Source organism: Sphingomonas mollis (assembly GCF_016427505.1).
In the GTDB taxonomy this organism is placed as follows: Bacteria; Pseudomonadota; Alphaproteobacteria; order Sphingomonadales; family Sphingomonadaceae; genus Sphingomonas; species Sphingomonas mollis.
This window is the reverse complement of record NZ_JAELXS010000008.1, coordinates 19,076-43,934: the sequence shown is the minus strand read 5'-3', so window position 1 is coordinate 43,934 and position 24,859 is coordinate 19,076. Positions and strand designations below refer to the sequence as shown.

Genomic DNA, 24,859 nt, shown 5'->3' with positions numbered 1-24,859 from the left:
CACCGGCCGTCTCCTCCCCGCCGGGGTGGCGGGGAGAAGCTCGCAAACCTCACAAGCTATAGAACAGGCTCAACACCGCCGAACGCCGGTCGCCGGGGGTCGCCCAGCCATTGTTGCGGATGCCGGTATAGTATTTCTCGTCGGTGAAGTTCTGCACGTTCACCTGTGCGGTCAGCCCGTTCGCGAAACTGTATGCCAGATACGCCCGGTGCGTCAGGAAATCGTCGGACCGGTACTGCGTCGGCGCCAGCAACGACGCAGCGTTCAGTGCGAAGCTGCCCTGATAGGTCAGGCCGTAACCGACCTCCAGACCGAACGGCAGCTTGTACGTCGTGAACAGGCTGCCCGAATGCTTGGGCGTCTGCACGAAGAAACTGCCCCGCTGCGGGTCCGGATTGGCGGCCGAATTGCCACAAGGGTTGTTCGTCGCGGTGCCATTACCCGGATCGGCGATGCACTGGTCGGAGGTTGCCTGCAGAATCTCGCCATCCAGATAGGTGTAGTTGGCGAAGATCGTCCAGTTCCTGGTGACATTCCCCGACGCGCCCAGCGCGATGCCGTCGACCCGCGCGCGACCGTCCAGCACCTGCGTCGCCGCCGGCAGGACCGGGTCGTTCGACGCGACCCGGAAATTGGTCCGCTCGTTGCGGAACACCGCCGCGGTCAGTTCCAGTCGCCGGCCGAACAGCGTCGCCTTGATCCCCGCTTCGTAATTCTTGGCGGTTTCCGGCGCGACCTCGCACGGGCTGAACACGGCGACACCCGATGACGACGCCACACCGCAACCCAGCCGCACCGTCGCCGACGACGGGGTCTTTGCATTGCCATAGCCGCCATAGATGCTGACATTCTGCACCGGATGCACCACCGCGCCGACCCGGTACGAGAACAGCTTCTCATGGCTGGTCTGCGGCAACAGCGCCGCACCGGTCAGCGCGGTCGTGCCCGGCGGCACGAAGGCCAGCGGCAACTGGCGGAACGTGGCATCCTGCACTTCCCAACGGACGCCGCCGTTCAACTCGACATACCGGCCCAGTTCCAGCGTATCGAATGCATAGACCGCCAGATTGGTCGTCTCCGACTTCGATTGCGCCGTCACCGTGTAGTTGATCGGACCGGTATAGACCGTGTTGGGATTGCGGTAATCGATCTGTGGCAGGATCACGAGCGCGCCGCCGGTCGTTCGCGGCAGCGAGGCACCGGTGATCGCGTAATCTTCGATCGTCCCCGACACGCCGACATTGGCGACGTTGCGGATGCCACCCTTCTCGCCCGTTTCCAGCCGGATATCGGTCTGGTTGTACAGCAACTGGTTCTCCTGATCGCGGACCAGACCGCGCGGGCCGCTCGGCTGGTACAGCCCCGGCGCGACGGTGACGCTCTGGGTCGGACGGACGACACCGCTCGCATCGGCGAAGTTGGCGAACGTCGCGATGCAGGCGGCACCGGTCGGCGTGCGGCCGGTCGCGGTCAGGCAGTACGTGCCCTGCGGTGCGCTGGTCACGCTGTACTGGCCCACCCGTTGCCAGCGCGTCAGGTTGCGGATCGACAGTTGCTCGTTGACCCGGTGGCGCAACGTCGCGGTGAAGCGATCGACGGTCGTGTCCTGCCGGTCCAGATTGGCGATGCTGAAATAATCGCTGCGATCCACGCCGGCCAGTTCGCCATCGTTGAATGCGTTGCGGAAATACGGAACGCCGTACACCGGCGTGTTGCGATCCTCCTGATGGACATAGGCCAGCGTCAGGCTGGTCGGCCCGTCGACACCGATCGTCACCGATGGCGCGATGCCCCAGCGTTTGTACCGATCGACGTCGCGGCCCGGCACGTCGTTGCGGTGGTATGCGCCGTTCAGCCGCACCGCGACCAGATCGGACACGCGCTTGTTGGCATCCACCGCGCCGCGCCAGTAATCGTCGGTGCCGACACCGGCCTGGATGATCGTCAGATCCTCGGGCCGCGGCTCCTTGGTGACGAGATTGATCGTACCGCCGACGCTGCCCGCGCCGTTGAAGACCGAGTTCGCACCGTTGTACACCTCGATCTGTTGCAGGTTGAACGGATCGGTGCGGCTGTACTGCGCACTGTCGCGAACGCCATCGATGGTGATGTCGTTGTTCGCGGAATAGCCACGCAGGTTGATGCTGTCGCCGTAACCGCCGCCGCCTTCGCCCGCGCCGAAGGTGATGCCGGGGATCGTCTGCAACGCGTCGCGCAACGTCTGCAGGTTCTGCTTGCGCAATACCTGATCGCTGATGACGGTGATCGTCTGCGGCGTATCGAGCAACGCCGACGTCGCCTTGGGGCTTTCCACCACGGCGGGCGCCGCTTCATGGCGGCCATTGACGATGATCTCGTCACGTTCCGCCTGTCGTTTACCGTCCTGCGCCGTCGCCGCACGATCGGCTGCGGTCACATCGGCGGCCACCGGGCCGGCCGCATGGGCAGGCGCGGATGCGATGAATCCAACGCACGACAGAGCGAGGAACGACGCAGACGACTTGGACACTGAAATACCCCCTTGTTATGGGGATGCAGCTATTGAGAGTCGTTCGCACTGTCAACGCTATTGAGAGTGATTTTCATCACTGTCGCAAAATGTGTCATCCTTTTCGTCGCTTACGCCATTCGCCTTTTGCGCGAACAACCAGCTGCGCAACGCACTTGCCAGATTGGGCGGGTCGTCCGCCAGCAATCGCAGCGCGTCGACCTGCGCCACCACCGCCGACAGCGGCCATGACCGTTTCGCCGCCGCCGCCTCGAGCGCCGCCCAGAATACCGGTTCCAGACTGATCGAGGTCTGATGCCCCGCGATCGTCACCGACCGCTTGACCGGCCCGACAAAGCCGCCCGCCGGTGCCGCGATCCCCGTCAACGTCACCGTCCAGCCGGCAACGGCCCGAACGTCCACATCAGCGCTAGCCCGCCCGACAATTGGTTGCGCGACCCATCCGCCCGCACGATCGGCGACCGCGCGGCATCGCTCACCAGCCGGTCGTATTTGGCATAGCCCATCAGGCCCCAGCGCGGCCCCATCTGCCGCAGCGCCCCCGCCGTCACGCCGACCGCCTGCAAGCCGCCGCCCGCATCGAACGCCGGTAACCCCGACGCCGTCGATGCGGGCGGCGTCACGCCGAAATACGCACGGTGATATCGCCGGTCGCCCAGCGTCGCGCGCGGTCCCAGCGACACCAGCCAGTCGTCGCGGTCGCGCACGACATAATCCGCGCCGACATTGCCGATCCAGCCCTTGTGCCCGCCCAGCCCCTTGCGCAGTTCGGCCCGCAGCCGGATGGCATCGGTCGCCTGCCACTGGACGAAGCCGCCCGGCTCGACCGTGAAACCAACGGTGTCCAGCCCCGCCCGCACGTCGCGCCGCCCGCGCCGCCCTTCGAACCCGATCGCCGGCCCGATCGCGAACCGCCCCCGCCGGAACAACGCCGACCCGGCGCTTTCGTCGGGTGCCTCGAACGCGAACACATCGTCGCCCCGCACCCGCGATACATCGATAAAGGGGCGCACGCTCACCCGATCCGCGCCGGGAAAGCTCGGCGTCAGTTGCGGCCCCAACACCACCCGCGTTCGCCGGGGTCGATCATCCTGCGCAGCGGCCGGCACCGCCGTCAGGCCGATGGCGGTGAGGAAGACGGCAATCGTGGCGATGGTTTTCATCCGCCCACGATACAGCATCAATCCGTATCGAACAGCGCCGCCAGTTGATCGATGATCGCCCCGCCCAGTTGTTCGGCATCCATGATCGTTACCGCCCGCGCATAATAGCGCGTCACGTCGTGACCGATGCCGATCGCCACCAGTTCGACCGGGCTCTTCGATTCGATCCAGCCGATCACCTGTCGCAGATGCCGCTCCAGATAGCTGCCCGAATTGACCGACAGCGTCGAATCGTCGACCGGCGCGCCGTCCGAGATCACCATCAAGATGCGCCGCTCCTCCGGCCGCGCCACCAGCCGGGCGTGCGCCCATAACAGCGCCTCGCCGTCGATATTCTCCTTCAGCAACCCTTCGCGCATCATCAGGCCCAGCGCGTTGCGCGACCGCCGCCACGGCTCGTCCGCCTTTTTATAGACGATGTGCCGCGTGTCGTTCAGCCGCCCCGGCTGAACCGGCCGCCCCGCCGCCAGCCACGTCTCGCGGCTCTGTCCGCCTTTCCACGCGCGCGTCGTGAAACCGAGGATCTCGGTCTTGACGCCGCACCGCTCCAGCGTCCGTGCGAGGATATCGGCGGAGATCGCCGCGATCGAGATAGGCCGCCCGCGCATCGACCCCGAATTGTCGATCAGCAACGTCACCACCGTGTCGCGGAAATCGGTATCGCGCTCGACCTTGTAACTCAGCGACTGGCCGGGGCTGACGATCACCCGCGCCAGCCGGGCTGCATCCAGCAGCCCTTCTTCCTGATCGAAATCCCACGCGCGCGATTGCTGCGCCATCAACCGCCGCTGCAACCGGTTCGCCAGCTTCGACACCGCCGATTGCAAGTGCGCAAGTTGCTGGTCGAGATACCCGCGCAGCCGCGCCAGTTCCTCCGCATCGCACAGGTCGTCCGCCGTCACGACCTCGTCGAACTGCGTCGTCCACGGCTTGTAATCGAACTGCGGCCCTAGATCGGCGGCCGGCCGGTTGGGGCGGACGGGCTGCATGCCCTCGTCGCCCTCGTCACCGGGTTCGCCGTCCATGTCGTCGGGCGCATCCTCGCCCTGTTCCTGACTGTCGCCGTCGTCATTGTCGGACTCGCGTTCCTCACCGCGCGCCTCGACCTCGCCTTCGCCCTGCCCGCCTTCGTCGGCATCGTCGGTCTCGTTGTCGGCCTGCTGCTCGTCGGTGCCTTCCTCGTCGCTGCCGCCTTCGTCGGCCTCGTTCGGCTCCTGCTCGCCCTCGATCAGTTCCAGGTCCGCGAGCAGCCGCGTCGCCAGCGCCTGAAACGCGCGCTGATCGTCCAGTGCCAGCGCCAGCGCGGACAGATCGACGCGGCCGTCCACCCATTCGCGCACCATCGCCAGCCCCGGCGCCGCGACCGAAGGCGACTCGCGTCCGGTCAGCGCCTCGCGCACCATCAGCCCCAGTGCGGTCGACAGCGGCACCTCCGCCTTCAACCGGGCGCGCGTGATCGGATCGCTCCGCATCCGTGCGTCGAGCGCATGCGCCAGATTGTCGCCGATCCCGTCATACCCGCGACTGCCCAGCGCCTCGACCCGCGCCGTCTCGATCGCATCGTACACCGCCCGCGCCACCGGCTCCGCCGGCGCCGCCCGCTGGTGCAGCGTCGCATCGTGCAGCCGCAGCCTGAGCGCGAACGAATCCGCAAAGCCCCGCGCCTCCGCCACCTGTTCGGGCGGCAGCGCGCGCGCCGGCATCGGCACCTTGATATGCTTGCCCGACTGCACCGGCGCATCGGCGGTGAACGCCAGTTCCACCTCCGGCTCGTTCGCCAACGCCCGCGCCGCGCCGCCGAGCACTGCCTTGAACCGGTCGAGAGGGGTTTCGTTCACCATTACCAGAGTACCTTGCAACCAAAACCGGCGATCTCGGGATCGCGGGTAACGACGGTCATGTCCTCGATCAGCGCCTGAGCCGCGATCATTCGGTCGAAGGGGTCGCGGTGGTCACCCGGCAGCGACCCTGCCCGTAGCGCATGGTCGGCCTTGATCGGCAGAAACACAAAGCGATGGGCCTCCATCATCTGCGGCATATGGATGGCGGGATCGCCGACGAAGGCCAGCTTGCCGATACGGAATTTCGTGGCGATCTCCCAGCCGGTCGCCACGCTGACATGGACCTCGGTATCGGCGAGGCTGATCGCCTCCTGCGCCGCCTCGCCCAGCTTGGACGATCTGGCCCACCAGAACAGAACCACATGGGTGTCGAGAAGCAGCCGGCTCACAGACCGTATTTGTCCAGCCGCTTACCCTCCCACAAGGCAAGCTCCTCCTCCGGCAGCGGCTCGAACCACACCGATTCCGGGATCTGCGCCAGTTCCGGCCACCCCCCCGGCACCCGCTTCGCTTTCACCGGCGGGACGATTGGCACGATTTTCGCCCAGGGTTCACCCGCCTTCGCCAGCACGATCTCTTCACCGGCATGTGCACGATCCATCAATCGCGAAAGATTGGTCTTCGCCTCGTGAACGTTGAACGTCTTCTGCGGATCGGCCTCGGCCATGATTGCCTCCAAGGGGGTTAGCTAAGCAACCTAGTCCACCACCGATCGTGCTTCAAGCCTTCCCCACCACACTCTCCGGCAGGTCCTTGCCGAACACCCGCTGGTAATATTCCGCCACCAGCGACCGTTCCGCCTCGTCGCACTTGTTCAGGAACGACAGCCGGAACGCAAAGCCGACATCGCCGAAGATCAGCGCGTTCTGCGCCCAGGTGATGACGGTGCGCGGGCTCATCACGGTCGAGATATCGCCGTTGACGAAGCCCTTGCGCGTCAGGTCGGCGACACGGACCATCGCATCCACCGTCTTCTTGCCATCGGGCTTGTCGTATTCACCCGACTTCGCCAGCACGATCTGCGCCTCGACCGCGGCGGGCAGATAGTTGAGCGTGACGACGATGTTCCACCGGTCCATCTGACCCTGGTTGATCTGCTGCGTGCCGTGATACAGCCCGCTGGTATCGCCCAGACCCACCGTATTGGCGGTCGCGAACAGGCGGAACCACGGCGACGGCCGGATGACGCGGTTCTGGTCGAGCAGCGTCAGCTTGCCCTCGGTCTCCAGCACGCGCTGGATCACGAACATCACATCGGGGCGACCCGCGTCATATTCGTCGAACACCAGCGCCGTCGGCGTCTGCAACGCCCATGGCAACAGCCCCTCGCGGAACTCCGTCACCTGTTGTCCGTCGCGCAGCACAATCGCGTCGCGGCCGACCAGATCGATGCGGCTGATATGCGCGTCGAGATTGATGCGGATGCACGGCCAGTTCAGCCGCGCCGCCACCTGTTCGATATGCGTCGATTTGCCGGTGCCGTGATAGCCCTGCACCATCACCCGCCGGTTGTGCGCAAAGCCCGCCAGCACCGCCAGCGTCGTGTCCGCATCGAATACATAGGCCGGATCGAGATCGGGTACGCGCTCGTCCGCCACCGAAAAGGCGGGAACCTGCATGTCGAGATCGATACCGAACAGGTCGCGCACCGACACCATCTTGTCGGGCGCGTCCAGGATCGTCGATTCGCGGCTGTCTGGCTGGGTATTGGGAATGTCGGTCATGGTGCCTCTTTGCGTCCCCAACGCGTTAACGCAAGCGACGGTCCCTACTCAATGTTACCTTCGTTACCGATCTTCGCCGGCAGCGCGAACAGATCGGCGAAGCGTTCGGCCAGCGCGCGGTCGCCGACGATCCGCATCGTCCCTTCCGCCTCCGCCGCGGCGATCGCTCGCTTGACGTAGATCCACACCGCCAGCGTCGTCGGATCGGTGTCGATCGTCACGTCCACGCCCATCGGCTCACCCCGCACGATCGCCAGATCGTCTGCCGTCAACCGCGCCACGAACCGGTCGCCACCCAGCCGGAAACCGATCGTCGCCCCCGCCAACGCGCGCGCCTTGTCACGGTCGATCATCGTCCTGAGCGACAACATCGCCGACGCCGGCGACAGCGGCAATGTCGGATCGTGCGCGGGCGACCGCGTCGCCCAGCGGCCCATCGTCTGCAACACCGGCTCGATCTCATAACCCCATGGCGTCAGTTCATATACCTGCGCACCGGCCGGCGGCGGCAGCCTGCGCCGGATCAGCATCCCCGCCCGTTCCAGATTTTCCAGCCGCTGCGTCAGCACATTGGCACTGACCCCGGTCAGATGCGCTTTGATCTCACCGAACCGCCGCGGCCCGAACATCAGTTCGCGCAACACCAGCAACGACCAGCGTTCGCCGACGAACTCCAGCGCCATCGCCGTGCCGCAAGCATCGTCATACCAGCGGCGGCGACCACCCGGATCTTTCTTGATTATCTTTTCTGACTTCATGGTTGTTTTTTATAACTCAATGCGTCATCAAAGGCAAACAGTGAGTCGCCCAAGGAGACGAACGATGACGAAAATGATCTTCGTGAACCTGCCCGTCGCGGACGTCGCCGCCTCGACCGCTTTCTACAAGGCGATCGGCATGGAGCAGAACATGATGTTCTCGAACGAACAGGCCGCCGCGATGAGCTGGTCGGACACAATCAACGTCATGCTGCTCGACCACGCATTCTATGCCACCTTCATCAAAAAACGGATCATCGACGCCCATACCGACAGCGGCGCCCTGTTCGCCCTGTCGTTCGGCAGCCGGGACGCGGTGGACGCGATCACCCAGGCGGCACTCGCCGCCGGCGGCCGCGAACTGCACGATCCCGAAGACATGGGCTATATGTACAGCCGCGCCTTCGAGGACCCCGATGGCCATGGCTGGGGGCCGTTCTTCATGGACATGGCCGCGGCAGCCGAAGCGATGACCCCCGCCGAACCGACGGCTGCGTGACATGCGCGCGCTGCATCCCTTCGCCACGGGCCTCGCTGCCTTCGCGCTGACTGCCCTCGCCATCCTCGGCCGCGCCGGCCTCACCGGCACCGCGCCCTTCGTCTGACAGCAATCCGCCGCCGGCTTGCCACGGCCAGCCGGTTCGGCCTCTATATCGCGCAGGGGAAATACGAACCAACGATCAAGGAGAGAGAGGATGACCGATCGTCCCGTCATCACCGCATTCGACTGGGTGCCCGATTTCGCCCGCGGCCAGGTCCGCGACCTGCGTGTCCGTTGGGCGCTGGAAGAAGTCGGCCAGCCCTATACCGTCCGCTATCTGCCACAAGGCGCGCAAAAACGACCGCCCCACCGTACCTGCCAGCCGTTCGGCCAGGTGCCGACCTATGAGGCGGGCGACCTCGTCCTCTTCGAGTCCGGCGCGATCGTGCTGCACATCGCCGAGGCGCATCCCGGCATCCTCCTGCCCGATGACCCCGCCGCCCGATCGCGCGCGATCGAATGGATGTTCGCTGCCCTGAACACCGTCGAGCCGCCGATCATGGATCACGCCATCGCCACGTTGTTCGAACGCGGCAAGCCATGGTCCGCACCCCGCCTGCCCGCCGTCTGCTCGCGCATCGACGAGCGGCTGGGCGAGCTGGCACAGCGGCTGGGCGACCGGACATGGCTGGACGGGGATCGCTTCACCGCCGGCGACCTGTTGATGGTCGCGGTGCTGCGCATCGTATCCGGCGACGGCATGCTGGCGCCCTACCCCAACCTCGCCGCCTATGTCGCACGCGGCGAGGCACGGCCCGCCTTCGCCCGTGCGATGGCCGATCAACTGGCCGGCTTCACCGGCTCGCCACCGCCGGGATTCGCCGAATGGCTGAAAAGCCAGCAGCTTGAACAGGAAGGGACCGTCGCATGACCTATGTCGAGGGATTCGTCACCGCGGTGCCGACCGCGAACAAACAGGCCTATATCGATCACGCCAACCGGGCGGCGCCGTTGCTCCGCGAATTCGGCGCGATCCGCCTTGCAGAGAACTGGAGCGATGATGTGCCCGACGGCAAGATCAACGACTTCAAGGTCGCGGTGCTGGCGAAGGAGGACGAAACCGTCCTCCTGTCGTGGATCGAATATCCCGATCGCGCGACGCGCGACGGGGCCATCGAGCGGATGATGACCGACCCGCGCATGAAGGACTTCGCCGCCGACATGCCCTTCGATGCCAGCCGCATGATCTTCGGCGGCTTCACGGTCGAGGTGGACGATGGCGCATCCGCCGACACCCGGTACGTGGACGGCTTCGTCCTTCCCGTCCCGCCGGACCGCAAGGACGCCTATTTCGACATCGCCCGCCGCGCCTCGGCCGTCTTCCGCGATCACGGCGCCACCCGGGTGGTTGAGGCATGGGGCGACGACGTGCCGCTCGGCAAGGTCACCGATTTCGCTACCGCCGCCCATGCCCGCGACGACGAGGTCGTCGTCTATGCCTGGGTCGAGTGGCCCTCGAAGCAGGTGCGCGACACCGGCATGGCGGCGGTGGCGGCGGACGACCGGATGCAGACGCCCCCCGCCGACATGCCGTTCGATGGCCAGCGCATGATCTATGGCGGCTTCGCCACCATCCTCGACGCATGAAGGGAGAAGTCAGATGACCACGCCCGCAGGAACCCCCGTCTGGTTCGAACTGAACACCCCAGATGCCGCCGCCGCGCAGGACTTCTACGCCGCCGTCACCGGCTGGACCTTCGCCGCGTCGCCGATGCCGGAACATGGCGGCTACCTGATCGCCACCGCCCCCGATGGCGACGCGATCGCCGGCATGATGACCCCGCCGCCCGGCGCCCCCGCCATGTCCGGCTGGTCGATCTATTTCGCCAGCGACGATGTCGACGCCACCGTCGCGGCAACCAAGGAACGGGGCGGTGCGCTGCAGTTCGGGCCGATGGACATCCCGCATGTCGGCCGCTTCGCCATCCTCTCCGATCCGCAGGGCGTCGCCTTCACGGTAATGAAGGGCGACAGCCCGGAACCCGCGACCGCGTTCAGACAGGCGCCTAACCAGTTCGGTCACGGCGTCTGGATCGAACTCGCCACCCCCGATCCCGACGCCGCGCTGACTTTCTTCGGCGGTCTGTTCGGCTGGGGAAACAGGGCGCGATGCCGATGGGCGACATGGGTGACTACACCTTCATCGGCCGCGACGGCGACGCCCCGCTCGGCGCCGTCATGTCGAGCGCGACCACCGGCGCACCGGCGCGGTGGAACAGCTATATCCTCGTCCCCGATATCGACGCCGCCATCGCCACCGCGACCGGCAGGGGCGGTAAACTGATCCAGGGGCCGGACCCGATCCCCGGCGGCGATTATTCCGCCAACGTCACCGATCCCCACGGATCGCAGCTCGGGCTGGTCGGCCCGCGAAAGGCCGCGTGATGGCCCGCATCACCCCCTGCCTGTGGTTCGATGGCGATGCGGAGGAGGCCGCGACCTTCTACGCCGCCACCTTCCCCGACAGCCGCATCGACGCCGTCCACCGCGCCCCCGGCGACTATCCCGCCGGCAGGCAGGGCGACGTGCTGACGGTCGAATTCACCGTCCTCGGCCTGTCGTTCCTCGGCCTGAACGGCGGCCCGCATTTCCGCTTCAACGAGGCGGTGTCGTTCCAGGTGCACACCGGGGATCAGGCCGAAACCGACCGATACTGGCACGCCATCGTCGATAATGGCGGCAGCGAGAGCCAGTGCAGCTGGTGCAAGGATCGCTGGGGCCTGTCGTGGCAGATCGTCCCCCGCGCCCTGACCGCCGCCCTCGCCGATCCCGATCGCGCCGCCGCCGCCCGCGCGTTCACCGCGATGATGACCATGACCAAGATCGACATCGCCGCGATCGAGGCCGCCCGCCACGGAGACCCCGCATGAGCGACACCTGGGACCTGTCGATCACCCGCCTGATCGACGCCCCCGTCGATGCCGTCTGGCGTGCCTGGACCGAACACACCGCCGACTGGTTCTGCCCGCGCCCGTGGACGACCGAGATCCACGCCATGGACCTGAAAGCCGGTGGCCGTTCCTCGATCACCCTGTGCGGCCCCGATGGCGAACGGAACGAACTGGAGGGCGTCTATCTGGAGGTCATCCCCCACCGCCTGATCGTCTCCACCGACGCCTTGCGCGTCGGCTGGCATCCGCAAGGCCCATTCATGGTCCGCGTCGACGAATTCGCCGACGAAGCCGGCCAGACCCGCTACACCGCCACCGCCCGCCACTGGACCGCCGAGGCCCGCGACAACCATGCCGCGATGGGCTTCGAGCCGGGCTGGAACGCAGCGACGGATCAACTGGAGGAAGTGGCGAGGCGTATCACTGGATAAGGCAGTTCACATGTAGCTCCATCCATCATTGCGAGCGTAGCGAAGCAACCCAGAGTAGCGCACGGTGCCCTGGGTTGCTTCGCTACGCTCGCAATGACGGCTCAGGAAAAGGTCGTCGTGTTTTGACGATCACGCAAATGCCGGCGCCTGCCGCAACTGCTGATACGCATCGATCACCCCGCGCAACGCCGCCTCGTGGCTCCGGTCGCCGCCGTTGCGATCGGGATGATACTGCCGCACCAGCTCCGAATACCGTTTCCGCAATGCCGCCCGGTCCGCGCTCGCCGGCAGGCCCAGCACCTTCAGGCTGGCCCGGTCCTGCCCCGACAACGGCTTGCCATCGGTCCGCTCGGGCGCAACCTCGCGTCGGAACCGCGCGCCGATGGCGTCCAGCGGATCGGAATAATCCGACCAGCGCGGTCCCTGATCGCCTGCCCCCGCCCGCGCGAAGGCGCGCGTTTCGCGCTCCCACCCCGCCAGCGGCCGCTGCGCATCATGGATTTCGTCCGCGGTCATCCCGTCGAAGAAATTATACCGGCTGTTGAACGCGCGGACGTGTTCCAGGCACATCCAGCGGAACTGCGGCGGCCCGCTGCCGTCGCCCGCCCCCTCCAGCGGCGGCGCCCGGAACTCGCCCGGCTCCGGGCAGCCCTCCACCGCGCAGGGGCGCCCGTTCGCCTCGACCCGGCCATGGAACCGCGCCGCCGGGCGTTCCTTCCTGTCACTGCTACCGGCCACATCGCCCCTTCGTGCAAAAGCGGCTATATAGGCGCGATGACCGACACCGCCACCGAACCGCTCGACGTAACCATCACGCATCGCCTGCAAAACGCCTTGGCGCCCTCGCATCTCGCCGTGTCGAACGACAGCGCACAGCATCGCGGCCATATGGGCGACGACGGCACCGGCGAGACGCATTTCAGCGTCGATATCGTCAGCGACGCCTTTGCCGGCCTGAATCGCGTCGCCCGGCAAAGACTGGTGAACAACGCGCTCGCCGATCTGTTGAGCACGCGCATTCACGCACTGGCGATGCGCACCCGCGCGCCGGGCGAATAGGGGGAGAGACGGATCGATGGCCTATGACCTGTGGTACTGGCCGTCGATCCCCGGCCGGGGTGAGTTCGTCCGGCTGGCGATGGAAGCGGCCGGCATCGAGTATGACGACTGCGCCCGCCGGCTGGGTGCAGAGGCGATGGTGGCCGACATGGCGACCCGCACCGCCCGGCCACCGTTCGCGCCGCCCTATCTCGCCAGCGAGGGGCTGGTGATCGCGCAGACCGCCAATATCCTGATGTTCCTGGGCGAACGCCATGGCATCGGCCCGTCCACGATGGCCGAACGCCTGTGGCTGCATCAGATGCAACTGACCATCGCCGACATGGTCGCCGAGGTCCACAACGTCCACCACCCCGTCGACCCCGGCGCCTATTACGCCGAACAGCGCCGCGAGGCCGCCCGCGCCGCCGCCCAGTTCCGGACTGAACGGATGCCCAAGTTCCTCACGCATTTCGAGGCGTCGATCCGCGCCAACAGTGGCGACTGGATGGTCGATCACCGCTGGACCTGCGTCGACACCTCGATGTTCCAGCTGGTCGAGGGACTGCGCTACATGTTCCCCCGCCGCATGAAGACGCTGGAACCCGATTATCCGGAGGTGATCCGCATCCACGATCAGGTCGCCACCCTGCCCGGCATCCGCGCCTATCTGAAAAGCGATCGTCGACTGCCCTTCAACGAAGACGGCATCTTCCGCCATTATCCGGAACTCGATGACGACTGATCCCGCCCCCCGCCCCATGGCCCGCACATCCCGTCCCGCCGCCCGCATCCTGCTGGTCGATGCCGCCGGTCGCGTCCTGCTGTTCCGCTTCACCCCCGCCGACCGGCCGCCCTTCTGGGTGACGCCGGGCGGCGCGGTCGATCCCGGCGAAACCTATGCTGCCGCCGCCCGCCGCGAATTGATGGAGGAAGTCGGTCTCGACCGCGATTGCGGCCCCGAGGTCGCCCGCCGCGTCGTCGATTTCCTGACGCTGGAGGGCGTCGAGGTCACCGCCGACGAACGCTTCTATCGCGTGGAGATCGACGCCTGCGACGTCGTCACCACCGGCCACACCCCGCTCGAACAGCGTGTGATGACCAACTGGCACTGGTTCACCCGCGCCGAGATCGCCGCCCATCCCGAACCGATCTTCCCCACCGACCTGATCGCGATGCTGGAAGCAACCGACGACTTGCCCGCCACCGCATCGGCGCGCATCCTGCCGGCATGACCGACGCCCCCCTCACCCGCCTGACGCTGTCCACCGGGGTCGAACTCGACGTGCAGATCGCCGGACCGGAGAATGCGCCCGCCGTCATCCTGCTCCACGGTTTCCCCGAATCGCACCGGACATGGCGGCACATCGTCCCCGACCTTGCCCGCGACCACCGCGTCGTCGCACCCGACCAGCGCGGCTATGCCCGCTCGTCGAAGCCGGAGGGCATCGCCGCCTATGCCCCCGATCGCATCGTCGCCGATCTGCTGGCGCTTGCCGATGCACTCGGGATCGATCGCTTCACGCTGGTCGGCCATGACTGGGGCGGCGCGATCGCGTGGATGGCGGCGCTCGGCCATCCCGACCGGATCGAGCGACTGGTCATCGTCAACGCTCCCCATCCTCTCGTCTTCCAGCGCTCGCTGTTCGACGATCCCGCCCAACGCGCCGCCAGCCAGTACATCACCCGCTTCCGCGACACGGGTCTCGATCGCGGCCTGATCGGCGAAGGGCTCGAACGCTTTTTCACCAGCAACTTCGCCGCGCACGTCACCACCGCCATCGCCGGCGCCGACAAGGCCGCGTATCTGGACGAATGGGGCCAGCCCGGTGCGATGACCGCAATGCTCAACTGGTATCGCGCCTCCCCGATCACCGTCCCCGCCGCCGGCGAAACCCCGTCCCGCCCCGCCTTCCTCGACGCCCCGTTCCCGCCGGTGACGCAACCGACGCTGGTGATCTGGGGCACGCAGGACAGGGCGCTGCTACCGGTGCAGCTGGAGGGACTTGATACGCTGGTCCCGAACCTGACGATCGAGCGCGTCGATGCCGGTCATTTCGTGCCGTGGCAGAATCCGGCTGCGGTGATCGCAGCGATGCGGCAATGGGGCATCTGACGACCCTTGCTCCTGCGAACGCAGGAGCCCAGGACCACAAGCGCTGTCCTCCATAACTCTGGACTCCTGCCTTCGCAGGAGAACCCTACCGCCCCGCCGGATCGTACGGCCCGCGCATCATCACATAATCCCGCGTCTCATATGGCGGCGCCAGCCCCTCCACCCACGCGCCGTGCGCATGGGTCAGCGCCACCAGCTCCATCGGCGTATCGCCCGGCCAGCCGCGCACCCGCACCTCGTGCCGGTGGAGATCGCGGTTCGGCTCCATCATCACCCACCCCAGCGGCCGCTCCACCGTTGCCCGCGCACCCGCCGCCGTCATCGCGTCCCTGATCCGCGAGCGGCGTTCGTCGCCCAGATACTGCCACACCACCGAATGCATCAGCACGCGGATCACACCCGCCTCCTGCGGTTCGGCCAGCCGCACCTCGATCCAGTCCGCCGCGTCGCCCTGGTCCAGCGCCACGCCATCCTCGCGTATCATCGCGACCGCCGCCGCCAGCCGCGCCTGCCGCTCCACCGCATCGACCCATACATATGCCGCCAGCCGCTCCGCCGCCGCCGGATCGCGCACGTCCACCGGCGCCACATCGACGCCGTGCGCGCCCACGATCTCGATCGGCACGGCGGGCGGCGGTGGCCCGCGCCAGTCCGGCCGGATCGTCACCGCCGCCCCTTCAGGCCCGGCCACCACCCCGCCCAGATCGAAGCGAAAGCGATCGATCAACAGGTTCAGTCCCGCACTCGACCCGATCTCCAGCACCTCGATCCGCGGGCCGAATCGCGCCGCCAGATGCAGCATGCCGGTCATCAGCCCCGCCGACCGCGCCGCCTCGTTCGTCTGCGGCGGCCCGTCCAGCCACGGCAGCAACGCCGCATCGTGCCGCAGCATCACATCCTGCAACACCAGCCGCACCAGCGGTTCCGCCACCGTGTCGCCAGCGAACACCGCCGACAGCGCCGGGTCCACGCCCGCCCGGTGCAGCGCGTGCAACCCGCCCACCAACCTCAACGCCAGCGCATCCGCCACCGGCTCGCCCGTCCAGTCGAGCACCCGCCGCCCGGTCTCGCCCTCCCGGTCGATCGCCTCTGCCAGCGCGGTGCAGATCCGCGCAGTCACCGGCGCGTCCATCGCCGCGCAATATCCCGCCTGCACGTCGAACGCCGCGCGATTGGCTGCTTCGCCTGATGACCCGTTTGTCATCTCGCTTCATTGCGCCTGCCGGGGGGCGTCGGTAAAGCCCGCCCATGCCGCAACCGCTCATCATCGCCGTTCCCAAGGGTCGCATCCTGGCGGAAGCCCTGCCGCTGCTCGCCGCCGCCGGCATCCACCCGGAAGCGTCCTTCGCCGACGGGGACAGCCGCGCGCTGCGTTTCGCCACCGACGTGCCCGGTATCGAGTTGATCCGCGTCCGCGCGTTCGACGTCGCCACCTTCGTCGCGCATGGTGCCGCGCAACTCGGCATCGTCGGGTCCGACGTGCTGGCCGAATTCGATTATTCCGAACTCTACGCCCCCGTCGATCTCGGCATCGGCCATTGCCGCCTGTCGGTCGCCGAACCCGTCGCCCTCGCCGCCGGCGACGATCCGCGCGGCTGGAGCCATGTCCACGTCGCAACCAAATATCCGCACGTCACCCAAGCCCATTTCGCGCGCCGCGGCGTGCAGGCGGAATGCGTCAAGCTGAACGGCGCGATGGAGCTCGCCCCTACGCTCGGCCTCGCCCCGCGCATCGTCGACCTCGTGTCGTCGGGCCGTACCCTGAAGGAGAACGGGCTGGTCGAGGTCGAACGCATCATGGACGTCACCAGCCGCCTCGTCGTCAACCGCGCCGCGATGAAGACCCGCGCCGATGTCGTCCCCCTGGTCGAGGCATTCCGCCGCGCCGTCGCCGGCAGCATCGCGGCATGATCCGCCTGAACGCCGCCGACGCCGGCTTCGCCACCGCCTTCACCGCGCTGGTCGAGGACCGTCGCGAATCCTCTGCCGATGTGGCGCGTGACGTAGCGGCGATCATCGCCGACGTCCGCACGCGCGGCGCCGATGCGGTGCGCGACCTGACGCTGCGGCTCGATCGCCATGATCTCGATACCACCGGCTGGCGCATCGACGCGAGCGTCTGTGCCGACGCCTATGCCGCGCTGGAGCCGGAACTGCGCGCCGCGCTCGATCTCGCCGCCGGCCGCATCCGCGCCTATCATGAGCGGCAGAAGCCCGCCGACACCGACTATATCGATCCCGTCGGCGTCCGCCTCGGCGCGCGCTGGCGGCCGGTGGATGCGGCCGGGCTGTACGTGCCCGGCGGCCGCGCCGCCTATCCGTCGTCGCTGCTGATGAACGCGATCCCCGCCAAGGTCGCCGGCGTCGGCCGCCTCGCGATGGTCACACCGACGCCGGATGGCCAGATCAACCCGCTGGTCCTCGCCGCCGCGCATCTCGCCGGGGTGGACGAGATCTGGCGGATCGGCGGCGCACAGGGCGTCGCCGCGCTGGCTTACGGCGCGGGCGATATCGCCCCCGTCGATGTCATCACCGGCCCCGGCAACGCATGGGTCGCGGAGGCCAAGCGCCAGCTCTACGGCGTCGTCGGCATCGACATGGTCGCCGGCCCCTCGGAAATCGTCGTCGTCGCCGATGCGCTGAACGACCCCGAATGGACCGCTGCCGATCTGCTAAGCCAGGCCGAACACGACGTGACGACGCAATCGATCCTGTTCACCGACGACAGCGCCTATGCCGACGCCGTCGCCGACGCCGTTGATCGCCAGCTAAATACACTCGCCACCGGCGCGGTCGCGCGGCAGGCATGGGAAGCAAACGGCGCGATCATCGTCGTCGCCACCCTCGCCGATGCGATGCCGCTGGTCGATCGCCTCGCCCCCGAACACCTCCAACTGGCGGTCGACGAGCCCCAGACCCTGTTCGACCGCGTCCGCCACGCCGGCAGCGTGTTCCTCGGCCGCCACACGCCGGAAGCGATCGGCGATTACGTCGCCGGTCCCAACCACGTCCTCCCCACCGGCCGCCGCGCCCGCTTCGCCAGCGGCCTGTCCGTCCTCGACTTCATGAAGCGCACCAGTTTTCTGGGGCTGGACGAAACCGCCCTCGCCGAACTCGGCCCCGCGACAGTCAAAATGGCGGAGGCGGAAGGTTTGCCGGCGCATGCACGATCGGTGGCGCTTCGACTGCGCATGAACCGATAGTAAAGGGCAAGCATCGACTCACCATCGAATGTTAGGACAATCGCGCTTTATCGCCAGATGACATGACGGTACTTCTCGCCCCGAAAAGGGAGGATATGCCATGATGAAGTCGGGTATTGCCGCGGCCGTATTCACAACTTTTGTTCTGCTGGCCTCACCGGCAACGGCCGCCACGGCGCTGTTCGATTTCGCCGGCTCCGGCATCAGCGGTTCGTTCCAGATTACCTACGTTCCGAACCCCAACACCGGCACGCTCGGCACCTCACCCAACACCGTCGATCCGGTCGGGTCGTACATCGTGTCGGGGATCAGCGGCGTGTTCTCCAACGCCAACATCGGCATCGCGAACGCCAAGATCACCGGAATCGTGCCGAGCAATCCATCCAGCCCCAGTCCCACCAACCTGCTCGCGCCGCGCAGTTTCGGTCATTACCCGATCGCCAGCGGCGTGCAGACGCCGGAAGGTCTCGCGCCCGGCCTGTCCTATGACAATCTCTTCTATCCGGGTGGGTCACCCCAGACCGCGACCGATTATCCGTTTTCCGGCGGCTTCTTCGACATCTACGGCATCGTGTTCACGATCACCGGCGGCAATGCCGTCAATTTCTGGAGCAACGGCAATGCCGGCGGCAGCGTAAGTTACGGGGCGGCCGTCACCGATGGCACGACACTGCTCGATTACGCCGGCGGCATATCGGTCACCGCCGTTCCCGAACCGGCGACCTGGGCGACGATGCTCGTCGGCTTCGGCATGATCGGCGGATATGCCCGGTATCGGCGGCGGCGCATCGTGTTCGCCGCCTGAGCGATACCCGCCGGGGCTGACACACGCGCCCTATCCGCCTACAGGCAGCGCCATGTCCCGTACCTCTGCCCGTACCAAGGCGCGCGCCGCCGCTCGCCTCGCCGCCGTCCAGGCGCTCTATCAGCACGAGATGGAGGGGACCGCGGTCCCCTCGCTCCTGCATGAATTCCACAACCACCGGATCGGCGCGACGATCGAGGATGTCGAATATGCCGAGGCGGACGTCGATTTCTTCGACGATCTGGTGAAGGGCGCCACCACCCGCAGCGGCGAGATCGATCTGTTGATCGAGGGCAAGCTGGCCAGCGGCTGGACGCTCACCCGCCTCGACAAACCGATGAAGGCGATTCTGCGCGCCGGTACGTACGAACTGCTTGCCCGCCCCGACGTGCCGATGCCCGCGGTCATCAGCGAATATGTCGATGTCGCCCACGCCTTTTACGACCGGCGCGAATCGGGCTTCGTCAACGGCCTGCTCGACGCTATCGCCAGGGACGCGCGCGCCTGACATTTGTTGGGTAGAAGCGAGCGCCGCGGGGAAATGCGTTGACCGAAGCCGAATTCATCGTCGCCCTGCGTGGCCTGCCGCTCCATGCCGGCGCGCGCGGCCTGCTCGACGATGCCGCCGTCGTCGGCGGTCTGGTGATGACCACCGATACGCTGGTCGAGGGTGTCCATTTCGTGGATCACGATCCCCCCGCCGATGTCGCGTGGAAACTCGTCGCGGTCAGCCTGTCCGATCTCGCCGCCAAGGGCGCGGTGCCGGAGGGCGTGTTGCTCAACCTGCCGCTGTCGCACGACGGCTGGGACGCCGCCTTCCTGACCGGCCTGGCCGAGGTAACGGCGGCGTTCGCGGTGCCGCTGATCGGCGGCGATACCGTCTCGCTGCCGGCCGGCGCCCCGCGCGTGCTCAGTTGCACCGCGATCGGCCGCGACGCCGCCGCCCCCAGCCGCACCGGGGCGCAGGCCGGCGACGCGCTCTGGGTGACGGGCGTGATCGGTGACGCGGGCGCCGGCCTCGGCATCGCGATCGGCGCACCGGGGCCGGCGACGCTGCTCGCCGCCTATCGCCGCCCGCGACCGCGGCTGGCGGAGGGGCGCGCGCTCGCCCCCCATGTCCATGCGATGAGCGACGTGTCGGACGGCCTGTTGATCGACGCGGCGCGGATGGCGGCGGCGAGCGGTCTGGCCGTCACCATCGACATCGCCACCATCCCGCTGTCGCGCGCCTACCGCGATCAGGCGGGGGCCGAGCGGCGCGGCCGGCTGGCGGCGGCGACCTCGGGCGACGATTACGAATTGCTGTTCGCCGCGCCGCCCGAATGGCAACCGCCCGTCCCCGCCACCCGCATCGGCGCCTTCGCCGACGGGCGCGGCGTGACGCTGGTCGATGGCGGGGAATCGGTCGCCCTGCCCGCCCGCCTCGGCTGGGAACACGCCCCGAACACCTGAAGCGCCGCCTGACGGCTTGCACGCGCGTCCGAAACCGATAGGCTCCCCCGATCGACGGTATCGCCCACGCATGGCGACCCGCGGTTCAGGAGAAGGAGCGACGCGTGACGACAGTCTATCTCGCCATGATCTGCGGCGTCATCGCCGTGCTGTACGGTATATTCACCAGTGCCCAGGTCCTGCGCCAGCCCGCGGGCGACGCCAGGATGCAGGACATCGCCGCCGCCATTCAGGAGGGCGCGAAAGCCTATCTAGGCCGGCAATACACCACCATCGCGATCGTCGGCGTCGTCGTCGCGGGCGTGCTGGCGTTGACGCTGGGCCTGATCTCCACCGTCGGCTTCGTCATCGGCGCGGTCCTGTCGGGCGTGGCGGGCTATGTCGGCATGAACATCTCGGTCCGCGCCAACGTACGGACGGCGGAAGCGGCACGCACCTCATTGCAGGGGGGCCTGACCACCGCCTTCCGCTCCGGCGCCGTCACCGGGATGCTCGTCGCGGGGCTGGGCCTGCTCTCGATCGCCTCGTTCTTCTGGTATCTCACCGGCCCCTCCGGCCTCGCCCCCAATGATCGCGTCATCGTCGAGGCGCTGACTGCGCTCGCATTCGGCGCGTCGCTCATTTCGATCTTCGCACGCCTCGGCGGCGGCATCTTCACCAAGGCGGCCGACGTCGGCGCCGATCTGGTCGGCAAGGTGGAGGCCGGCATCCCGGAGGACGATCCCCGCAACCCCGCCGTCATCGCCGATAACGTCGGCGACAATGTCGGCGACTGCGCGGGCATGGCCGCCGATCTGTTCGAAACCTATGTCGTCACGCTCGGCGTCACGATGATCTCGATCGCGTTGCTGATTCAGGCGGATGCGGCCGAGTTGATGCGTTTGATGAGCCTGCCGCTGATCGTCGGCGGCGTGTGCATCGTCACCTCGATCATCGGCACCTACATGGTCCGGCTCGGCGGCGGCAGCATCATGGGCGCGCTGTACAAGGGCTTCTTCACCGCCACGATCCTGTCGATCCCCGCGATCTACGTTGCCAGCGTCTATGTGCTCGGCGACCTGAACGCCACGATCGGCGGCGCCGGTTTCCTCGACGCCGGCACCGGCGCGCTCGCCACCGATGTCGTTGCCGCCGCGCCGGCGGAGGGTGCGGCCAGCTTCACCGGCATGGACCTGTTCTGGTGCATGATGGTCGGCCTCGTCGTCACCGGATTGCTGGTGTGGATCACCGAATATTACACCGGCACCAACCATCGCCCGGTGCGCAGCATCGCCAAGGCGTCGGAAACCGGCCACGGCACCAACGTCATCCAGGGCCTGGCGATCAGCCTTGAGGCGACCGCGCTGCCCACCCTCGTCATCGTCGTCGCGGTCATCGCCTCGTATCAGCTGGCGGGCATCATCGGCATCGCCTTCGCCGCCACCGCGATGCTGGCACAGGCGGGCATGGTCGTGGCACTCGACGCCTATGGTCCCGTCACCGACAATGCTGGCGGCATCGCCGAAATGGCCGGCCTGCCCGACGAGGTCCGCGAACGCACCGACGCGCTCGACGCGGTCGGCAACACGACCAAGGCGGTGACGAAGGGCTATGCGATCGGCTCCGCCGGCCTCGCCGCACTCGTCCTGTTTGGCGCCTACACCACCGATCTGCGGACCTACTTCCCCGACCTGACCGTCGATTTCAGCCTGTCGAACCCGTACGTCATCGTCGGCCTGCTGCTCGGCGCGCTGCTCCCCTATCTGTTCGGCGCGTTCGGCATGACCGCCGTCGGCCGCGCGGCCGGCGCGGTGGTGGAGGAGGTGCGCGGCCAGTTCCGCGACAATCCCGGCATCATGCTGGGCACCAGCCGCCCCGATTACGGCCGCACCGTCGATCTCGTCACCCGCGCCGCGATCAAGGAGATGATCGTCCCCAGCCTGCTGCCCGTCGCCTCCCCGATCGCGCTCTACTTCATCATCACCGCGGTCGCGGGTCAGGCATCGGGCTTCGCGGCGCTCGGCGCGATGCTGCTCGGTGTCATCGTCTCCGGCCTGTTCGTCGCCCTGTCGATGACCAGCGGCGGCGGCGCATGGGACAATGCCAAGAAGTATATCGAGGACGGCAATCACGGAGGGAAGGGGTCGGAGGCGCATAAGGCCGCCGTCACCGGCGACACTGTCGGCGATCCCTACAAGGACACCGCCGGCCCGGCCGTGAACCCGATGATAAAGATCACCAACATCGTCGCCCTGCTGCTGCTCGCCGCACTGGCCGGCGGCGTCTGAGGAAAGGGGAAGCGCCACTGGCTTGTAACCGGTGGCGCGCCACGTGATGATGATGATGGGGCGAGGGGGAATCGTCCCGCTATAACGGGGGGTTGCGTGACGACGAAGCTATGGGCCGCCGCGATGGTCGCGGCGCTGGGGACCGCATCACCCGCGCAGGTGCCCGACACGACGGTGCCAAAGGTCGATACCGCCGCGCCGATCCCGGTCGAGGTGTTCGCCACCCTCCCCGCCGTCGAATCGCCCGCCCTGTCGCCCGACGGCACCCGCATCGCCGCCAAGATGGCGGTCGGCGGCAAGCAATATCTCGTCGTCCGTCCGCTCACCGGCGGCGGCAAGCCGGTGATGATGCCGGTGCCGGAAAAGACCGACGTGAACTGGTGGCGCTGGGTCGGCAACGACTGGCTGGCTGTCGGCCTCGGCGCGCAGCAGATCCTGTACGGCGAGGAATATTACATCACCCGCACGCTCGCGGTGTCCGCCGACATGACGAAATCCAATCGCCTCGGCTGGACCGAGGCTGGCCTGCGCGCCGACGACGTGATCTGGACCGCGACCGACGGTACGCCGCGCCTGCTCCTCGCCAAGCAGACCGGCATCGAATCGATGGCCGACATGTACCCGTCGGTCTTCGAATACGACCTGTCGACCGGGCGCGGCAAACGTGTCGTCGCGGGCATGGCGAACGTGTTCGACTGGTATGCCGATCCGTCGGGCACGGTCCGCATGGGCTGGCAATATAATGACGAATCGCAACGTGGCTCGCTGCTCTATCGCCCCGGCCCGGGCAGCACGTTCAAGCCGATCGCGGTGCAGAAGCGCGGCGACGAGCATAGCATCGTCACCCCGCTTGTCTTCCGCGCCGATGGCAGCGCGGTGGCGATCGACGATTCCGATGGCCGCGATGCGGTGTACGAGCTGTCGCTGCCCGATCTGAAAATCGGCAAGCGCCTGTTCGGGCTCGACCGCTACGATGTCGACGGCGTCATCCGCAACGGCGCCGGCAACGATATCGACGGATACCGCGTCACCGATCGCTGGTCGCGTGTCGAATGGGTCAATCCCGAATTACGCAAGGTGCAGGTCGAAATGGACAAGGCGGTCGGCACCCGCCGCGCCGATGTCGTATCGTGGAGCGCCGATCGCACCAAATTGCTGGTCGAGGTCGGCGGCGCGTCGCAGGCCGGTGGCCTGTATTATTTCGACACCGGCTACGGCACCATGGTCCGGATCGGCTGGAACAACGACCAGTTGAAGAACCGCCCGCTCTCGCCGGTCAAGACGATCACCTACACCGCCCGCGACGGCAAACCGATCGAGGCGGTGCTGACCCTGCCGCGCAACCGCCCCGCGACATCGCTGCCCCTGATCGTGATGCCGCACGGCGGTCCCTTCGCCCGCGATGCGGAAGGGTGGGACTGGTGGGTGCAGTATCTGGCGGAGTCGGGCTATGCCGTCGTCCAGCCCAATTATCGCGGCTCGTCCGGCTACGGCAAGGAATTCGCCCGTCTGGGCGAGGGTCAATGGGGCCTGTCGATGCAGGACGATCTCGACGATGCCGCCGCGTATCTGGTGAAGGACGGCGTCGCCGATCCGAAGCGGATGTGCATGATCGGCGCGTCCTATGGCGGCTATGCGGCGATGCGCGCGGCGCAGCGCGGCGGTGCGTACAAATGCACGGTCTCCTATGCCGGCGTGTCCGATCTCGAAGCGATGCGCCGCTACGACAGCCGCTTCCTGATGGCCAAGACCCGCGCGAACTGGCTGAAGAAACAGGCGCCCGATTTCCGCGCCGTCTCCCCCCGCTTCGGCGCCGCGAACTTCTCGATCCCCATCCTCCTCGTCCACGGCGCCGAGGACAAGCGCGTGCCGGTGAAGCAATCGCGGATGATGGCCAGCGCGCTGAAGGACGCGGGCAAGCCCTATGAATATCTCGAACAACCCCTCGCCGACCACCACTTCACCCGCGGCGAGGACCGGCTGGAATTCCTGAAGCGGATGAAGACGTTCCTGGATCGCTACAACCCGGCGTGATTGGATCCCCTTGCTGTTCCCCGGCGGAGGCCGGGGTCCAGTTGGGAAGGCAGTGGTAAGTTATCACATCCCTTCACCAAACTGGA

General features: G+C 67.2%; 27 protein-coding genes. 17 read left to right on the top strand and 10 right to left on the bottom strand.

Translation table 11 applies throughout. The features are described from left to right. Window positions 1–49: 49 nt before the first annotated feature. From JAO74_RS14120 to JAO74_RS14085, 8 genes are read right to left on the bottom strand one after another with little or no spacing between them, the layout of a single operon-like run. A complete protein-coding gene (locus tag JAO74_RS14120) occupies window positions 50–2,515 on the bottom strand; it encodes a TonB-dependent receptor (protein WP_199039805.1) in 2,466 nt (821 codons plus the stop codon). Between the two features lie 51 nt (window positions 2,516–2,566). Beyond that, window positions 2,567–2,875, bottom strand: coding sequence for a ribbon-helix-helix domain-containing protein (locus JAO74_RS14115; protein WP_199039803.1), 309 nt, complete (start codon window positions 2,873–2,875; stop codon window positions 2,567–2,569). A gap of 2 nt (window positions 2,876–2,877) precedes the next feature. Then, on the bottom strand, window positions 2,878–3,672 hold the full coding sequence (locus tag JAO74_RS14110) for a MipA/OmpV family protein (RefSeq protein WP_199039371.1): 795 nt from the start codon (window positions 3,670–3,672) through the stop codon (window positions 2,878–2,880). Window positions 3,673–3,689: 17 nt separating this feature from the next. After that, entirely contained in the window at window positions 3,690–5,513 is a 1,824-nt protein-coding gene (gene cobT / locus JAO74_RS14105) for a cobaltochelatase subunit CobT (RefSeq protein WP_199039368.1), read from the bottom strand. After that, window positions 5,513–5,902, bottom strand: coding sequence for a type II toxin-antitoxin system VapC family toxin (locus tag JAO74_RS14100; RefSeq protein ID WP_199039351.1), 390 nt, complete (start codon window positions 5,900–5,902; stop codon window positions 5,513–5,515). The genes cobT and JAO74_RS14100 overlap by 1 nt, the downstream gene beginning before the upstream one ends. Continuing rightward, complete coding sequence (locus tag JAO74_RS14095; RefSeq protein ID WP_199039348.1) at window positions 5,899–6,180, bottom strand: type II toxin-antitoxin system Phd/YefM family antitoxin; 282 nt, start codon at window positions 6,178–6,180, stop codon at window positions 5,899–5,901. Before JAO74_RS14095 ends, JAO74_RS14100 begins: the two co-directional genes overlap by 4 nt. A 52-nt stretch (window positions 6,181–6,232) precedes the next feature. Then, window positions 6,233–7,237 carry a cobaltochelatase subunit CobS gene (cobS, locus tag JAO74_RS14090; RefSeq protein WP_199039344.1) on the bottom strand — a complete coding sequence of 335 codons (1,005 nt, stop codon included), beginning with the start codon at window positions 7,235–7,237 and terminating at the stop codon, window positions 6,233–6,235. Between the two features lie 44 nt (window positions 7,238–7,281). Further along, window positions 7,282–7,995: a winged helix-turn-helix transcriptional regulator gene (locus JAO74_RS14085; RefSeq protein ID WP_199039335.1), complete on the bottom strand. Its 714-nt coding sequence runs from the start codon at window positions 7,993–7,995 to the stop codon at window positions 7,282–7,284. Between the two features lie 64 nt (window positions 7,996–8,059). Here JAO74_RS14085 and JAO74_RS14080 point away from each other — a divergent pair, with 64 nt between their 5' ends. The 6 genes from JAO74_RS14080 (at window position 8,060) to JAO74_RS14055 (ending at window position 11,858) form a co-directional block, all read left to right on the top strand. Beyond that, window positions 8,060–8,494, top strand: coding sequence for a VOC family protein (locus tag JAO74_RS14080; protein WP_199039333.1), 435 nt, complete (start codon window positions 8,060–8,062; stop codon window positions 8,492–8,494). Window positions 8,495–8,690: 196 nt separating this feature from the next. Continuing rightward, window positions 8,691–9,407 carry a glutathione S-transferase family protein gene (locus JAO74_RS14075; RefSeq protein WP_199039331.1) on the top strand — a complete coding sequence of 239 codons (717 nt, stop codon included), beginning with the start codon at window positions 8,691–8,693 and terminating at the stop codon, window positions 9,405–9,407. Next, a complete protein-coding gene (locus JAO74_RS19285) occupies window positions 9,404–10,123 on the top strand; it encodes a DUF1428 domain-containing protein (RefSeq protein ID WP_199039329.1) in 720 nt (239 codons plus the stop codon). Before JAO74_RS14075 ends, JAO74_RS19285 begins: the two co-directional genes overlap by 4 nt. Window positions 10,124–10,136: 13 nt before the next feature. Further along, on the top strand, window positions 10,137–10,820 hold the full coding sequence (locus tag JAO74_RS14065; RefSeq protein WP_199039327.1) for a VOC family protein: 684 nt from the start codon (window positions 10,137–10,139) through the stop codon (window positions 10,818–10,820). Between the two features lie 100 nt (window positions 10,821–10,920). After that, the gene (locus JAO74_RS14060) at window positions 10,921–11,406 is read left to right on the top strand and encodes a VOC family protein (protein ID WP_199039325.1); all 486 of its coding nucleotides are present in this window, start codon (window positions 10,921–10,923) and stop codon (window positions 11,404–11,406) included. Further along, window positions 11,403–11,858, top strand: coding sequence for an SRPBCC family protein (locus tag JAO74_RS14055; protein WP_199039323.1), 456 nt, complete (start codon window positions 11,403–11,405; stop codon window positions 11,856–11,858). Before JAO74_RS14060 ends, JAO74_RS14055 begins: the two co-directional genes overlap by 4 nt. A 129-nt stretch (window positions 11,859–11,987) precedes the next feature. Here the strand turns inward: JAO74_RS14055 and JAO74_RS14050 are convergent, their stop codons facing one another. Continuing rightward, complete coding sequence (locus JAO74_RS14050) at window positions 11,988–12,596, bottom strand: J domain-containing protein (RefSeq protein WP_332908817.1); 609 nt, start codon at window positions 12,594–12,596, stop codon at window positions 11,988–11,990. Window positions 12,597–12,632: 36 nt separating this feature from the next. Between JAO74_RS14050 and JAO74_RS14045 the strand changes: the two genes are divergently transcribed. Genes JAO74_RS14045 through JAO74_RS14030 form a run of 4 tightly spaced genes read left to right on the top strand, consistent with a single transcriptional unit; the run spans window position 12,633 to window position 15,012 of the window. Continuing rightward, window positions 12,633–12,917, top strand: coding sequence for a BolA family protein (locus JAO74_RS14045; protein WP_199039319.1), 285 nt, complete (start codon window positions 12,633–12,635; stop codon window positions 12,915–12,917). A gap of 16 nt (window positions 12,918–12,933) precedes the next feature. Next, window positions 12,934–13,641, top strand: a complete 708-nt coding sequence (locus JAO74_RS14040) for a glutathione S-transferase (RefSeq protein WP_199039316.1) — start codon at window positions 12,934–12,936, stop codon at window positions 13,639–13,641. Between the two features lie 16 nt (window positions 13,642–13,657). Continuing rightward, window positions 13,658–14,131 (top strand): NUDIX hydrolase, encoded by a 474-nt coding sequence (locus JAO74_RS14035; protein WP_199039313.1) that lies wholly within the window; start codon window positions 13,658–13,660, stop codon window positions 14,129–14,131. Beyond that, entirely contained in the window at window positions 14,128–15,012 is an 885-nt protein-coding gene (locus JAO74_RS14030; RefSeq protein WP_199039309.1) for an alpha/beta fold hydrolase, read from the top strand. The genes JAO74_RS14035 and JAO74_RS14030 overlap by 4 nt, the downstream gene beginning before the upstream one ends. Before the next feature lie 85 nt (window positions 15,013–15,097). Here the strand turns inward: JAO74_RS14030 and JAO74_RS14025 are convergent, their stop codons facing one another. Further along, window positions 15,098–16,216: a DUF2332 domain-containing protein gene (locus JAO74_RS14025; protein ID WP_199039306.1), complete on the bottom strand. Its 1,119-nt coding sequence runs from the start codon at window positions 16,214–16,216 to the stop codon at window positions 15,098–15,100. Between the two features lie 44 nt (window positions 16,217–16,260). Between JAO74_RS14025 and hisG the strand changes: the two genes are divergently transcribed. The 7 genes from hisG to JAO74_RS13990 all read left to right on the top strand — a co-directional run bounded on the left by hisG (window position 16,261) and on the right by JAO74_RS13990 (window position 24,773). Beyond that, the gene (gene hisG, locus JAO74_RS14020) at window positions 16,261–16,923 is read left to right on the top strand and encodes an ATP phosphoribosyltransferase (RefSeq protein ID WP_199039303.1); all 663 of its coding nucleotides are present in this window, start codon (window positions 16,261–16,263) and stop codon (window positions 16,921–16,923) included. Further along, on the top strand, window positions 16,920–18,215 hold the full coding sequence (gene hisD, locus JAO74_RS14015) for a histidinol dehydrogenase (RefSeq protein ID WP_199039300.1): 1,296 nt from the start codon (window positions 16,920–16,922) through the stop codon (window positions 18,213–18,215). The genes hisG and hisD overlap by 4 nt, the downstream gene beginning before the upstream one ends. A gap of 100 nt (window positions 18,216–18,315) precedes the next feature. Next, complete coding sequence (locus JAO74_RS14010) at window positions 18,316–19,020, top strand: PEPxxWA-CTERM sorting domain-containing protein (protein WP_233151019.1); 705 nt, start codon at window positions 18,316–18,318, stop codon at window positions 19,018–19,020. Between the two features lie 52 nt (window positions 19,021–19,072). After that, window positions 19,073–19,528 carry a transcription antitermination factor NusB gene (gene nusB / locus JAO74_RS14005; protein ID WP_199039298.1) on the top strand — a complete coding sequence of 152 codons (456 nt, stop codon included), beginning with the start codon at window positions 19,073–19,075 and terminating at the stop codon, window positions 19,526–19,528. 38 nt (window positions 19,529–19,566) lie between these two features. Continuing rightward, window positions 19,567–20,472 carry a thiamine-phosphate kinase gene (gene thiL, locus JAO74_RS14000; protein WP_199039296.1) on the top strand — a complete coding sequence of 302 codons (906 nt, stop codon included), beginning with the start codon at window positions 19,567–19,569 and terminating at the stop codon, window positions 20,470–20,472. Between the two features lie 104 nt (window positions 20,473–20,576). Then, complete coding sequence (locus JAO74_RS13995; protein ID WP_199039294.1) at window positions 20,577–22,739, top strand: sodium-translocating pyrophosphatase; 2,163 nt, start codon at window positions 20,577–20,579, stop codon at window positions 22,737–22,739. 96 nt (window positions 22,740–22,835) lie between these two features. Then, entirely contained in the window at window positions 22,836–24,773 is a 1,938-nt protein-coding gene (locus JAO74_RS13990; RefSeq protein ID WP_332908816.1) for an alpha/beta hydrolase family protein, read from the top strand. Window positions 24,774–24,859: the final 86 nt, after the last annotated feature.